This is a genomic window from Micromonospora sp. BS32, from assembly GCF_059089345.1.
Genome location: NZ_JBSSHR010000014.1, coordinates 157,055 through 169,788 on the forward strand (window position 1 = coordinate 157,055; position 12,734 = coordinate 169,788).

Sequence of the window (12,734 nt, forward strand, 5' to 3'; positions counted from 1 at the left end):
CCATCCGGGCGTCGCCGTTGACGCCCACGCGAGGGGGGTGGCGCGGGTCGCGCGCGTACCCGGTGAAGGCGGGCGGGCCGCCGCCGGGTCACGACGGCGGCCCGCTCCGGGTGGGACTCAGCCCTGGGCGCCGAGGCGCTCCAGGATCAGCTCACGGACGGTCTTGGCGTCCGCCTGGCCGCGAGTGGTCTTCATGACCGCGCCGACCAGTGCGCCGGCCGCCGCGACCTTGCCGCTGCGGATCTTGTCGGCGATGCCCGGGTTGGCGGCGATCGCCTCGTCCACGGCGGCGGTCAGCGCGCCGGTGTCGGAAACCACCTCCAGGCCCCGGTTGGCCATGATCTCGGTCGGCGAGCCCTCGCCGGCCACCACGCCCTCGAGGACGGTACGGGCCAGCTTGTCGTTGAGCTTGCCGGCGTCGACCAGGCCCTGCAGCTCGGCGACCTGCGCCGGGGTGGCGCCGATGTCGGCCAGTTCCACGCCCGTCTCGTTGGCCCGGCGGGACAGCTCACCCAGCCACCACTTGCGGGCGGCGGCCGGGGTGGCGCCGGCGGCGACGGTGGCCTCGATCAGCTCCACCGCGCCGGCGTTGAGCACCGACTGCATGTCCAGGTCGGACAGGCCCCACTGTTCCTGGAGCCGGCGGCGGTGCAGCCGGGGCAGCTCCGGCAGGGCGGCCTTCAGCTCGGCCACCCAGGCGGTGTCCGGCGCGAGCGGCACAAGGTCCGGCTCCGGGAAGTACCGGTAGTCGGTGGCGGTCTCCTTCGAGCGGCCCGGCCGGGTGTCCCCGGTGTCCTCCTGGAAGTGCCGGGTCTCCTGGGTGATCTTCCCGCCGGCGTCGAGCACCGACGCCTGGCGCAGCATCTCCGAACGCACCGCCCGCTCCACCGAGCGCAGCGAGTTGACGTTCTTCGTCTCGGTGCGGGTGCCCCACTCCTCGCCCGGAAGGTTCAGCGAGGTGTTGACGTCACAGCGCAGCGACCCCTCCTCCATCCGGACGTCGGAGACGCCCAGCGAGCGGAGCACGTCGCGCAGCTCGGTCACGTACGCCCGGGCCACCTCCGGCGCCAGCGCGCCGGTGCCGGGGACCGGCTTGGTGACGATCTCCACGAGGGGGATGCCGGCCCGGTTGTAGTCGACCAGCGACTCCGTCGCGCCGTGGATCCGGCCGGTGGCGCCACCGACGTGCAGCGTCTTGCCGGTGTCCTCCTCCAGGTGCACCCGCTCGATGCCGATCCGCACCAGCTCCCCGTTGACCTCGACGTCGAGGTAGCCGTCGAAGCAGAGCGGCTCGTCGTACTGGCTGATCTGGAAGTCCTTCGGCATGTCCGGGTAGAAGTAGTTCTTCCGGGCGAACCGGCACCACTCGGCGATGGAGCAGTTCAGCGCCAGGCCGATCCGGATCGTCGCCTCGATGGCCGCCTTGTTGGCCACCGGCAGCGAACCGGGCAGGCCGAGGCAGACCGGGCAGACCCGGGTGTTCGGCTCGCCGCCGAAGTCGGTCGGGCAGCCGCAGAACATCTTGGTGTTCGTGCCCAGCTCGACGTGGGTCTCCAGGCCGATCACCGGTTCGTAGCGCGCGACGACCTCGTCGTACGCGGGCAGTGTCGTGGTCATCTGAGCTCCTGACTCACAGCGCCGGTGGGGTGAACGTACCGACCACGGACTCCAGCGCGGCGGCGACCCGGTACATCCGGTCGTCGGCCATCGTCGGGGCCATCACCTGCAGGCCGACGGGGAGACCGTAGGAGAGGCCGCACGGCACCGAGATGCCCGGGCCGCCGTACAGGTTGGTCGGGATGGTGAACAGGTCCGCCAGGTACATCTGGTACGGGTCCGAGGTGCGCGCGCCGATCGGGAACGCCACGAACGGGGTGGTCGGCGAGATCAGCGCGTCGACCTGCTCGAACGCCGCGGTGAAGTCCCGCGTGATCAGGGTACGGACCTTCTGCGCCTGACCGTAGTAGGCGTCGTAGTAGCCCGAGGAGAGGGCGTACGTGCCGATCATGATGCGCCGCTTGACCTCGGCGCCGAAGCCGGCCTCCCGGGTCAGCGACATGACCTCCTCCAGCGACCGGTTGCCGTCGTCGCCGACCCGCAGGCCGAACCGGACGCCGTCGAACCGGGCCAGGTTGGAGGAGCACTCGCTCGGCGCGATCAGGTAGTACGCCGGCAGCGCGTAGCGGAAGTGCGGGCAGGACACCTCGACGATCTCGGCGCCCAGCTTGGCCAGCGCGTCGACCGACTCGCGGAACGCGGCCATCACGCCCGGCTCGGCGCCCTCGCCGGTGAACTCGGTGACCACACCGAGCTTCACGCCGGTCAGGTCGCCGGTGGCGCCGAGCTTCGCGGCGGCCACCACGTCCGGCACCGGGGCCGGGATCGAGGTGGAGTCCCGCGGGTCGTGACCACCGATGACCTGGTGCAGCAGGGCGGCGTCGAGCACCGTACGGGCGCACGGGCCGGGAGTGTCCAGCGACGAGGAGAACGCCACCAGGCCGTACCGGGAGGTGCCGCCGTAGGTGGGCTTCGCGCCGACGGTGCCGGTGACCGCGCCGGGCTGGCGGATCGAGCCGCCGGTGTCCGAGCCGATCGCCAGCGGCGCCTCGTACGCGGCCAGCGCGGCGGCGCTGCCGCCACCCGAGCCGCCCGGGATCCGGTCCAGGTCCCACGGGTTGTGGGTCGGGCCGTACGCGGAGTACTCCGTGGAGGAGCCCATCGCGAACTCGTCCATGTTGGTCTTGCCGAGCATCACCGTGCCCGCGTCGCGCAGCCGCTGCACGATCGTCGAGTCGTACGGCGGGCGCCAGCCCTCCAGGATCTTCGATCCGACGGTGGTCGGCACGCCCTTGGTGGTGAGCACGTCCTTGACCGCGACCGGCACGCCGGCCAGCGGGCCCAGCTCCTCGCCGGCGGCCCGGCGCTCGTCCACCGCGCGGGCGGCGGCCAGCGCGCCCTCGGAGTCGACGTGCAGGAACGCGTGCACCCGGTCGTCGACCGCGGCGATCCGGTCCAGGTGGGCCCGGGTGACCTCGACGGCTGAGGTCTCCCCGCCGGCGACGAGACCGGCGATCTCCGTCGCGGTCATTCTGGTCAGGTCGCTCATGCCGGCACTCCGCTTCGCTCCGTGCCGTCATGAGGCACCACCGCACTGAGCCTGATGATTCGCTCGCTGCGCTCGCTCATGAGGCCACATCCTCGTCCAGGATCCGCGGGACGCGGAACCGCTGCTGGTCGGCGTCGGGCGCGCCGGAGAGCGCCTCCTCCGGGGTGAGGCACGGCGTCACCACGTCCTCGCGGAGCACGTTGGTCAGCGGCACCGAGTGGGAGGTCGGCGGGATGTCCGCCGCGGCGACCTCGCCGACCTGGGCGACCGACTGGAGGATCACGTCGAGCTGGCCGGCGAAGGTGTCCAGCTCCTCCTCGGTGACGGCGAGCCGCGACAGTCGCGCCAGGTGCGCGACCTCCTCGCGGGAGATGGCGGCCATCAATGCCCCCTTCGTGGCTGTCCTGCTGGGTCTGCGTGCCGGCCGCGCGGCCGGGTGGTGCGATGACGCGCGGTGACCGGAGCGAGTCTATTGTCCTGCGCTCCCCACCACGCCTCCGACTCCCCCTCCGGCCCGGCGGCGGAACGACGCCCGGCTCAGCGGGCGTGCCGGCGGGGGATCTCCGCGTCCGGGCTGGGGGCCGGGCGGAGCGGGCGGTACCGGGCCAGCCAGGCGGCCAGCTCATCGGCCGGCATCGGGCGGGCGTAGAACCAGCCCTGTGCGGCATCGCAGCCGGCGGCGTGCAGGAGTCGCCAGGTCCGTTCGTCCTCGACCCCCTCGGCGACCACCCGTAGTCCGAGCGCGCCGGCCAGCTCGATCGTCGACCGGACGATCGCGGCGTCGTCGGCGTCGTCGGCCATCCCGAGGACGAACGACCGGTCCACCTTCACCTCGGCCAGCGGCAGCCGGCGCAGGTGCTGCAACGAGGAGTAGCCGGTGCCGAAGTCGTCCAGGGAGATGGCCACCCCGAGCCGGTGCAGCCGGGTGATCGTGTCCAGCACCCGCCGGGGGTCGGCCATCAGCGCGCCCTCGGTGATCTCCAGTTGCAGCCGCTCGGGGCGTACCCCGTAGCGGGTCAGCCGCTCGGCGATCCGGTCGGCGATCTCGCCCGTGTGCAGGTCACGGACGCTGACGTTGAGCGCCGCCCGCAGGGTGATCCCGGCGGCGGCCCACTTCGCCAGCTGCTCCACCACGTCGTCCACCACCCGGTTGGTCAGCAGCCGCATCACCGCGCTCTGCTCGGCCACCCGGATCAGCTCCTCCGGGTCGACCATGCCGCGGCGCGGGTGCCGCCAGCGCAGCAGTGCCTCGACGCCGACCACCTCCCCGGTGGCGATGGCCACCTGGGGTTGGTAGTACATGGTGATCTCGCCGACGTCGGCGGCCTCGTCGGCGTCGGGTCGGCTCGTCGGGGCGGGTGGCGCCGGAGCCTCGGCCGGCGGGGTGGCGGGCTCGCCCGGGTCGGGGGCCGCCGACCGGCGGCGGACCGGGTCGGCGCCGGTGAGGATCCGGTTCAGCAGCTCGTCGGAGTCGTCCAGGCGGACCCGCGGCCGGCGGCGCCGCGGCCACCACCGGCTCCCGCCGCCGCCCGACCCCGGGTCGGCGTCGAGCCGGGACGGCAGCGCCGCGCCGTCCCCGCCCCGCACCGGCTGGGCGGTGGGCGGCCCGGCATCGAGTACGCGACGCAGGTCGGCCAGGAGACCGAGCCGCTCGGCGGAGTTGTGGTCGGACTCGGCGGCGTACACCGCCACGGTGTCGTTGCGGTGCTTGGCGTCGTACATCGCCACGTCGGCGTGGCGCATCAGGGTGGCGTAGTCCTCGCCGTGCTCGGGGAAGAGCGCGATGCCGATCGAGCCGCCGACGTCCAGCGGCAGCCCGTCCAGCGATACCGGCTCGGCGAGCGCGGCGACCAGCCGGCCGGCCAGCTCCCGCGCGTCCTCGACCCCGTCCAGGCCGCCGGCCACGATCGCGAACTCGTCGCCGCCGAGGCGGGCCACCATGTCCCGGCCGCCGACCGCCTCGGCCAGCCGGGCGCTCACCTCCACCAGCAGCCGGTCCCCCACCGCGTGGCCGAGCGCGTCGTTGACGTTCTTGAACCGGTCCAGGTCGATCAGGAGCAGGGCCAGGTGGGCGCCGGGCTCGTCCCGGGCGACCCGCTCGGCGTGCAGGTGCACCTGCTCGGCGACCTCGGCCAGCAGGGCCTTGCGGTTGGGCAGCCCGGTCAGCGGGTCGAGCGCGGCGAGCTGCTCCTGTTCGGTGGAGAGCCGGGCCATCCGGTAGACGGCGAAGAGCGGGACCAGCACCAGCGGGACCAGGGCGGCGCTGGCCCGGGCGGCGGTGACCAGGACGGGGGCGAGCAGCAGCAGCGAGCCGGTGGAGAGCAGCTCGTACGGCAGCGCCTGCCGGGCACTGGGCCACCACCGGCCGCCGAAGCGCAGCCGCAACGCGGTGCTGACCAGGCCGTAGTTGACCGCGAACCAGGTGGCCGTGGCACCGGCGACCGCGGCCACGTCGGTCCAGTGCAGCCGGCCGCCGGCGAAGAGTTCCCCCGGCCCGAGCCAGAGCACCAGGTAGGCGGCGGCCAGCGCGCAGGCGTACTGGGCGGCGTTGAAGGTGGTCCGCCAGACCGAGTGCCGCATCCGCCAGCCGGAGACGGCGACGGCGACGGCCTGCACCGCCACGGCCGGGCCGAGCCCCCAGCCGAGCAGGATGGCGAAGGTGAAGCAGGTGGACGGGAAGACCGCCGAGGTCTGCCGCCGGCCGGGCGGGACGAAGGGGCGGGCGTCGCAGACCACGGCGAGCGCCGCCATCGTCCAGAACGCGGCGGGCAGCCCCGACAACCGGTCGGGCAGGTCGGTCAGCGGGGCGGCGGAGACCAGCACGGCCAGCGCGACGACCGTGACGACGAAGCCTGCGAAGCCGGCGAAGAGTGTCCCCCGCCCGGGCGGCACGGAGTTGCGGGGGTCGCCGGTCTCCATCGCACCTCCCGGGCAGCACGGTCCTGGTACGCGCCGGTCGCGCACCGTGCTCCCATGAAACGCCCTCTGTGCCGCCACTCCCGTACGACAGTCACGAATCGGTCGTAGTCGTAATTAAGTTGGTATACGGCCCCAAGATTCACCGGCGACCGCCGGGGCGCTCAGCTCTCCTCCACCCGGGCCACCTCGCGGGCGGCCTCCGGGCCGGATTCGAGCAGCACCCGGAAGCCCGCCTCGTCGAGGACGGGCAGCTTCAGGCTGGCCGCCTTGTCGGCCTTGGAACCCGGGTTGTCGCCCACCACCACGAAGCTGGTCTTCTTGGAGACCGAGCCGGTGACCTTGCCGCCCCGGCTCTGGATCGCCTCGGCGGCCTGATCGCGGCTGAACCCGGCGAGCGTGCCGGTCACCACCACGGTGAGGCCCTCCAGCGGGCGCGGCCCCTCGTCGACCGCCTCCTCCGCCATCCGTACGCCCGCCTCACCCCACTTGCGGACCACCTCGCGGTGCCAGTCGACGGCGAACCACTCCTTGATGCTCGCGGCGATGGTCGGCCCAACGCCGTCCACAGACGACAGCTCCTCCTCGGACGCCCGGTCGATCGCCTCGATCGAGCGGAAGTGCCGGGCCAGGGCCTGGGCGGCGGTGGGGCCGACGTGCCGGATGCTCAGCGCGACCAGCACCCGCCACAGGTCGCGCTCCTTGGCCACGGCGAGGTTCTCCAGCAGCTTGGTCGCGTTGCTGCCCAGGGTGCCGTCCTTGTTGACGAAGAACGGCGACGCGGCGAGCCGGTCGGCGTCGAGGGCGAACAGGTCGCCCTCGTCGTGGATGATCTCGGCGTCGAGCAGGGCGGCGGCGCCCTTGTAGCCGAGCACCTCGATGTCGAAGGCGCCCCGGCCGGCCAGGTGGAACACCCGCTCCCGCAGCTGGGCGGGGCAGCTGCGGGTGTTGGGGCAGCGGATGTCGACGTCGCCCTCCTTCGCCGGGGCGAGCGGGGTGCCGCAGGCCGGGCAGCTGGTCGGCATGACGAACGGACGGGCGTCGGCGGGACGCAGCTCGATCACCGGGCCCAACACCTCGGGGATGACGTCGCCGGCCTTGCGCAGCACCACCGTGTCGCCGATCAGCACCCCCTTGCGCTCCACCTCGCGTGCGTTGTGCAGGGTGGCCAGGGCGACCGTCGAGCCGGCCACCCGCACCGGCTCCAGCACGGCGAACGGGGTGACCCGGCCGGTCCGGCCGACGTTGACGTCGATGTCGAGCAGCTTGGTGTTGACCTCCTCCGGCGGGTACTTGAAGGCGATCGCCCAGCGCGGGGCGCGGCTGGTGGACCCGAGCCGACCCTGGATGGAGACCGGGTCGACCTTGACCACCACACCGTCGATCTCGTGCTCGACGTCGTGCCGGTGCTGGGCGTAGTAGGCGATGTAATCCGCGACGCCGGCCAGGTCGGGCACCACCCGTACCCGGTCGCTGGTCGGCAGGCCCCACGCCTTCAGCGCCGCATACGCCTCGGACTGGGCGGTCGGCGAGAAGCCCCGCCGGGCGCCGATGCCGTGCACCACCAGGCGCAGCGGTCGGGACGCGGTGACCCTCGGGTCCTTCTGCCGGAGGCTGCCGGCCGCCGCGTTGCGCGGGTTGGCGAAGGGCGCCCTGCCCTGCTCGACCAGGCCGGCGTTGAGCTCGGCGAAGGCGGCGACCGGAAAATAGATCTCGCCGCGCACCTCCAGCAGCTCCGGCACGTCGGGGAACTCCCCGGTGCCGGTGAGCTTCGTGGGCACGTCCCGGATGCTGCGGACGTTGGCTGTGACGTCCTCGCCGGTGCGCCCGTCGCCCCGGGTGGCCGCCCGGACCAGCCGGCCCTTCTGGTAGGTGAGGTTGATGGCCAGGCCGTCGACCTTGAGCTCGCAGAGGTAGGGCACCGGGCCGCCGGCGTCCCGCTCGACCCGCTCGGCCCAGGCGGCCAGCTCCTCGTCGGCGAAGGCATTGTCCAGCGAGAGCATCCGCTCGGCGTGGGTGACCGGGGTGAAGTCGGTGGAGAAGGTGCCGCCGACCCGCTGGGTGGGCGAGTCCGGGGTGCGCAGCGCCGGGTACTCCGCCTCCAGCGCCTCCAGCTCCCGCAGCTGTTTGTCGAACTCGGCGTCGGTGATGGTCGGCGCGTCGAGCACGTAGTAGCGGTACTGGTGTTCGGTGAGCTCCTGGCTCAGCGTCGCATGCCGCTCCCGGGCCGCGGGGGTCGGCTCACCGCCGGCCGCCGCCTCCTGCGCGGCGCTGACCTGCTGGGGGATCGCTTCTTCGGACACCCTGCCGCCTCCGGACAACCAGTCGGGTTTCCCCGTGATCACGCTACCGGAGCACCGTATCGGGCCGGTGGGACAATCCTCGACGCGCCCGACGGGCGGCCGGGCGTTGGCCATGCGACGATCGCCGCACGTCGGCGCCCTGCCGACGGTACGCGGACGCGGGGGTACGAATGCCGGACTGGGTGCTCTGGGCGGTGCTGGTCGTGCTGGCCGTGGTTGCCGGCTGGGCCTGGAACGAGTGGCGGCTGCGCGGCGGGCGCCCGTCCGGCGGCGGCCGGAAGACCCGCCCCGAGCGGGGCACGCCGCCCCGGGACCGCGCGCGCCCCACCGCGCCGCCCCGCCCGCGCACCCCCACCGGTACGCCCCGGCCGGGCGAGATCTGGTGGGCGGACGTCCCGTACCACGACGGCACCGGTTCCAAGGTGCGGCCGTGCCTGGTGCTGCGCGGCGACGACCGGGGCGCCGAGGTGCTCAAGATCACCAGCCAGGACAAGAGCGACCGGGACGACCACGTGCGGATCCCCACCCGGGACTGGGACGCCGACGCCGACCACGACAGCTGGCTCGACCTCGCCGAACCCGTCCACGTCCCGGCCGACGCCTTCGCCAACCGGGCCGGAAAGTGCGATCCCGCCGTCTGGAGCAAGGTCCGGAAGCTTCCCCACCTGCCGGTCTGACCCGACCGCGGTCGGTACCGACCCACCGCCGACGACGTCGGGCGGGACCCGACCGCCGGTCAGTCCCAGCCGGCGCCGAGGGCGGTGAGCTGCCCGGCGTACTCGATCCGGCCGGTCCACTCCGCCGGCCAGGCCGACAGCCCGTGGGCGGCACCGACGAACGCGCCGGCCAGCGCGGCGATCGAGTCGGAGTCGCCGGCCGTGGTGGCGCCCCGGGCCAGGGCGGCGACCGGATCGTCGACATGGCGCAGGGCGCAGAGCAGGGCGGTGGCCAGCGCCTCCTCGGCGATCCAGCCCTCGCCGGTCTGCCGGCACGGGTCCCCGCCGTCGTCCGGCGCGGCGAGCGCGGCGTCGAGCCGGGCCAGCGCGCGCCGACACTCGTCCCAGCCCCGGGCGATGAACTCCTCCGGGCCGTCCACCCCGGGACGCTGCCAGAGGTCGCCGAGCCAGTCTCCCCGGTAGACCCGGCGCTGCGCGTCGGCCCGCGCGGTGAGCAGCCCGGGCAGCTCGGCCGGCGCGGCGCCCTCGCGCAGCAGCCGCACCGCGTACGCGGTCAGCTCGCTGGCCGCCAACCCGGTCGGGTGGCCGTGGGTCAGGCCCGCCTGGAGCTGGGCCAGGCCGGCGAGGGTGTCGAGGTCGACGTCGAGCAGGCCGACCGGGGTGACCCGCATGTTCGCGCCGCAGCCCTTGGAACCGGCCACCGTGGCCTCCTGCCAGCGCATCCCCCGGCTCAGCTCGGCGCAGGCGCGCAGGCAGGTCATCCCCGGCGCGCGGTTGTTCTCCGGGCTGGCCGCCCAGTCGAGAAAGCGCTGCCGCAGCAGCGGCTCGACCGCCTCCGGGGTGTACGCCGGCGCGTCGTGCAGCGCCCAGCCCACCGCCAGGGCCATCTGGGTGTCGTCGGTGACCAGGGCGGGCTCGCCGACCAGCTCGCGCGGGCCGGTCGGACCGTACCGGCGGACGATCTCGGCGACGGTCAGGAACTCGGTCGGTTTGCCCAGGGCGTCACCGTAGGCGAGACCGAACAGCGAGCCGGAGGCCCGCCGGAGCGAGGAGTCGATCACGTTGACGATCATGCCGCCACGCCGCAACCCGCGCCCGGCGGGGCACCGCCGCCGGTCAGTCCCAGCAGAGGCAGAACGGGTGGCCGGCCGGGTCGGCGTACACCCGCCAGTCGTCGCCCTCGCCGCGCAGCCGGCGGGCGCCGAGGGCCAGCGCCGCCTTCTCCGCGGTCTCGATGTCGTCGACGGTGACGTCGATGTGGAACTGCTGGGGACGGTTCGGATCCGGCCAGTCCGGCGGGCGCAGGTCGAGCGCCTTCTGGAAGGCGATCCGGGGCTGGTGCCCGGGCGGGCCGCCGAGCACCACCCAGTCGTCGTCGGAGTCCTCCTCGATCAGCGGCAGGCCGAGCAGCTCCGCGTAGAAGCCGGCCAGCGCGCGCGGGTCGGGGCAGTCGATCACCACTGAACGCAGCTGTCCAATCATGGCGGTCATCCTGCCCGCCGGGTACGACGGAAAACCCTCAGTCCTCGTGCAGTCGCCGTCCGGCGTCCCGGCAGGCGGCGAGGACGGCCCGGGCGTACTGCGGGGTGGCCCCCGCCAGGCCGCAGGCCGGGGTGATGACCACCTGCTCGGCGAGCTGACGGCGGGGGAAGCCGAGGCGGTCCCAGACGGTGCGTACCCGGTCGGCGACCTGGGCCGAGGTCGGCGCGCGACCGGCCGGCGGCAGTGTGGGCGCGGCGCCGGCCAGCAGCCCGAGCCCGGCGTCGAGCGCCTCGCCGAGCGGGTCCAGGTCGGTGAGCAGGCCGAGGTCGAGCGCGACGCCGGTCGCGCCGGCGGTGCGGATCAACTCCAGCGGCACGTCGGGGGCGCAGCAGTGCACCACGGTCGGCACTCCGGCCGCGTCGATCACCTCGCCCAGCAGCGTCCGGGCCAGCTCGGGCTGGACCGCCCGGTAGGTGCCGAAGCCGCTCTCGGTGGAGATCCGCCCGGCGAGCACCGCCGGCAGGGACGGCTCGTCGAGCTGAAGCAGCACCGACGCCCGGGGCAGCCGGCGGGCCACCGCCTCGACGTGCCGGCGCAGCCCCTCGGCCAGGGAGCCGGTGAGGTCGCGCACCGCCCCCGGGTCCCGGACCATCCGCCCGCCGATCGGCAGCTCCAGGGCCGCGGCCAGGGTGAACGGCCCGGCCGCCTGGATCTTCACCGGCCCGGCGTACGCCTCGGCCTGCTCGGCGAGCTGGTCCAGGTCGCGTTCCATCAGGTCCCGGGCCCGGCGCAGGTCCCGCCCGGGGCGCAGCGCGATCCGCCAGCGGGCCGCGTACAGCTCGACCGGCAGCTCCACCAGGAGCCCACCGGTCCGCCCGATCAGGTCCGCACCGGGGCCGCGCGCCGGCAGCTCGGGCAGGTGGGGCAGGGCGGGCAGCTCACCGAGGACGACCCGCTGCGCCTCGGCGATGTCGGTGCCGGGCAGCGAACCGATGCCGGTGGCCGCGCCGGCGGGCCAGGGCCAGGACTGTTCAGTCACGGCCGAAGGGTAGCCGGGCCGGGCCGGTCAGCCGGTGATGGTGGCGGAACCGAGCACCACGTCCCCGGCCGGGTCCGGCCGGTACGCCACGACCGCCTGCCCGGCGGCCACCCCGCGGACGGGCCGGCGCAGCTCGGCGGAGAGGGTGTCGCCGTCGAGCGCGACGGTGGCCGGCACCACGTCGCCGTGCGCGCGCAGCTGCACCTCGCACTCGACCGGCGCGGTCGGCCGCTCGCCACCGGTCCAGACCGGCCGGGTGGCCCGGACCCGGGACACCTCCAGCGCCTCGGCGGGGCCGACGGTGACGGTGTTGGTCTTGGGGGTGATGGAGAGCACGTAGCGGGGGCGGCCGTCCGGGGCGGGCCGGTCGAGGTGCAGGCCCCGCCGCTGGCCGACGGTGTACGCGTACGCGCCGGAGTGGCTGCCGACCACCGCGCCGGTCGACGCGTCGACCACGTCGCCGGCAGCCTCGCCGAGCCGGGAGGCGAGGAAGCCGCGGGTGTCGCCGTCGGCGATGAAGCAGATGTCGTGCGAATCCGGCTTGTCGGCGACCGCCAGCCCGCGCCGGGCGGCCTCCTCGCGCACCTCGGCCTTGGTGGAGTCGCCGAGCGGGAAGATCGACCGGTCGAGCTGCGCGCGGGTGAGCACGGCCAGCACGTACGACTGGTCCTTGCCGATGTCGACGCTGCGGCGCAGCAGGCCGTCCGCGCCGAGCCGGGCGTGGTGGCCGGTGACCACCGCGTCGAAGCCCAGGGCCACCGCCCGGTCCAGCACCGCGGCGAACTTGATCTTCTCGTTGCAGCGCAGGCAGGGATTCGGGGTACGACCGGCCGCGTACTCGGCGACGAAGTCGTCGACCACCTCGGAGTGGAAACGCTCGGCCATGTCCCAGACGTAGAACGGGATGCCGATCACGTCGGCGGCCCGCCGGGCGTCCCGCGAGTCCTCCAGCGTGCAGCAGCCCCGGGCGCCGGTGCGGTAGGTCTGCGGGTTGCGGGCCAACGCCAGGTGCACGCCGGTCACGTCGTACCCGGCCGCCACCGCGCGCGCCGCCGCCACGGCGGAGTCCACCCCGCCCGACATCGCCGCCAGAACCCTCACCAGCACCCCTCTCTCACTCCCACGAGCCTATCCGCCCGACTCCCCGACCCCTCTCCCCCACACCCGCAACTGCGTCCCACACCACCCCACCCTCCCTCCCCCGCCCGCTC

General features: G+C 74.3%; 10 protein-coding genes. 1 reads left to right on the forward strand and 9 read right to left on the reverse strand.

Features of this window, described 5'->3' with window-relative positions; translation table 11 throughout:
- Window positions 1–117 precede the first annotated feature (117 nt).
- The 5 genes from gatB to ligA all read right to left on the reverse strand — a co-directional run bounded on the left by gatB (window position 118) and on the right by ligA (window position 8,325).
- A complete protein-coding gene (gene gatB / locus AC5RWQ_RS21210; protein ID WP_494284425.1) occupies window positions 118–1,617 on the reverse strand; it encodes an Asp-tRNA(Asn)/Glu-tRNA(Gln) amidotransferase subunit GatB in 1,500 nt (499 codons plus the stop codon).
- Window positions 1,618–1,630: 13 nt separating this feature from the next.
- Window positions 1,631–3,106: an Asp-tRNA(Asn)/Glu-tRNA(Gln) amidotransferase subunit GatA gene (gene gatA, locus AC5RWQ_RS21215; protein ID WP_494284426.1), complete on the reverse strand. Its 1,476-nt coding sequence runs from the start codon at window positions 3,104–3,106 to the stop codon at window positions 1,631–1,633.
- Window positions 3,107–3,182: 76 nt separating this feature from the next.
- Window positions 3,183–3,488: an Asp-tRNA(Asn)/Glu-tRNA(Gln) amidotransferase subunit GatC gene (gatC, locus tag AC5RWQ_RS21220; protein WP_334483069.1), complete on the reverse strand. Its 306-nt coding sequence runs from the start codon at window positions 3,486–3,488 to the stop codon at window positions 3,183–3,185.
- 155 nt (window positions 3,489–3,643) lie between these two features.
- Window positions 3,644–6,025, reverse strand: coding sequence for a putative bifunctional diguanylate cyclase/phosphodiesterase (locus AC5RWQ_RS21225; protein ID WP_494284427.1), 2,382 nt, complete (start codon window positions 6,023–6,025; stop codon window positions 3,644–3,646).
- Between the two features lie 161 nt (window positions 6,026–6,186).
- Window positions 6,187–8,325 (reverse strand): NAD-dependent DNA ligase LigA, encoded by a 2,139-nt coding sequence (ligA, locus tag AC5RWQ_RS21230; protein WP_494284428.1) that lies wholly within the window; start codon window positions 8,323–8,325, stop codon window positions 6,187–6,189.
- A gap of 170 nt (window positions 8,326–8,495) precedes the next feature.
- Between ligA and AC5RWQ_RS21235 the strand changes: the two genes are divergently transcribed.
- Complete coding sequence (locus AC5RWQ_RS21235) at window positions 8,496–9,002, forward strand: type II toxin-antitoxin system PemK/MazF family toxin (protein WP_494284429.1); 507 nt, start codon at window positions 8,496–8,498, stop codon at window positions 9,000–9,002.
- A 59-nt stretch (window positions 9,003–9,061) separates the two neighbouring features.
- Here AC5RWQ_RS21235 and AC5RWQ_RS21240 read toward each other — a convergent pair whose 3' ends face one another.
- Genes AC5RWQ_RS21240 through mnmA form a run of 4 tightly spaced genes read right to left on the reverse strand, consistent with a single transcriptional unit; the run spans window position 9,062 to window position 12,624 of the window.
- Window positions 9,062–10,075: an ADP-ribosylglycohydrolase family protein gene (locus tag AC5RWQ_RS21240; RefSeq protein ID WP_494284430.1), complete on the reverse strand. Its 1,014-nt coding sequence runs from the start codon at window positions 10,073–10,075 to the stop codon at window positions 9,062–9,064.
- Window positions 10,076–10,118: 43 nt separating this feature from the next.
- Window positions 10,119–10,484 carry a VOC family protein gene (locus AC5RWQ_RS21245; RefSeq protein WP_494284431.1) on the reverse strand — a complete coding sequence of 122 codons (366 nt, stop codon included), beginning with the start codon at window positions 10,482–10,484 and terminating at the stop codon, window positions 10,119–10,121.
- 37 nt (window positions 10,485–10,521) lie between these two features.
- The gene (locus AC5RWQ_RS21250) at window positions 10,522–11,523 is read right to left on the reverse strand and encodes a methionine synthase (protein ID WP_494284432.1); all 1,002 of its coding nucleotides are present in this window, start codon (window positions 11,521–11,523) and stop codon (window positions 10,522–10,524) included.
- A gap of 27 nt (window positions 11,524–11,550) precedes the next feature.
- Window positions 11,551–12,624 carry a tRNA 2-thiouridine(34) synthase MnmA gene (gene mnmA, locus AC5RWQ_RS21255; RefSeq protein ID WP_334483082.1) on the reverse strand — a complete coding sequence of 358 codons (1,074 nt, stop codon included), beginning with the start codon at window positions 12,622–12,624 and terminating at the stop codon, window positions 11,551–11,553.
- Window positions 12,625–12,734 lie beyond the last annotated feature (110 nt).

Coding starts and splice junctions, on each gene's coding strand:
- gatB (WP_494284425.1), bottom strand. CDS start 1,617: ATGACCACGACACTGCCCGCGTACGACGAGGTCGTCGCGCGCTACGAA.
- gatA (WP_494284426.1), bottom strand. CDS start 3,106: ATGAGCGACCTGACCAGAATGACCGCGACGGAGATCGCCGGTCTCGTC.
- gatC (WP_334483069.1), bottom strand. CDS start 3,488: ATGGCCGCCATCTCCCGCGAGGAGGTCGCGCACCTGGCGCGACTGTCG.
- AC5RWQ_RS21225 (WP_494284427.1), bottom strand. CDS start 6,025: ATGGAGACCGGCGACCCCCGCAACTCCGTGCCGCCCGGGCGGGGGACA.
- AC5RWQ_RS21235 (WP_494284429.1), top strand. CDS start 8,496: ATGCCGGACTGGGTGCTCTGGGCGGTGCTGGTCGTGCTGGCCGTGGTT.
- AC5RWQ_RS21240 (WP_494284430.1), bottom strand. CDS start 10,075: ATGATCGTCAACGTGATCGACTCCTCGCTCCGGCGGGCCTCCGGCTCG.
- AC5RWQ_RS21245 (WP_494284431.1), bottom strand. CDS start 10,484: ATGATTGGACAGCTGCGTTCAGTGGTGATCGACTGCCCCGACCCGCGC.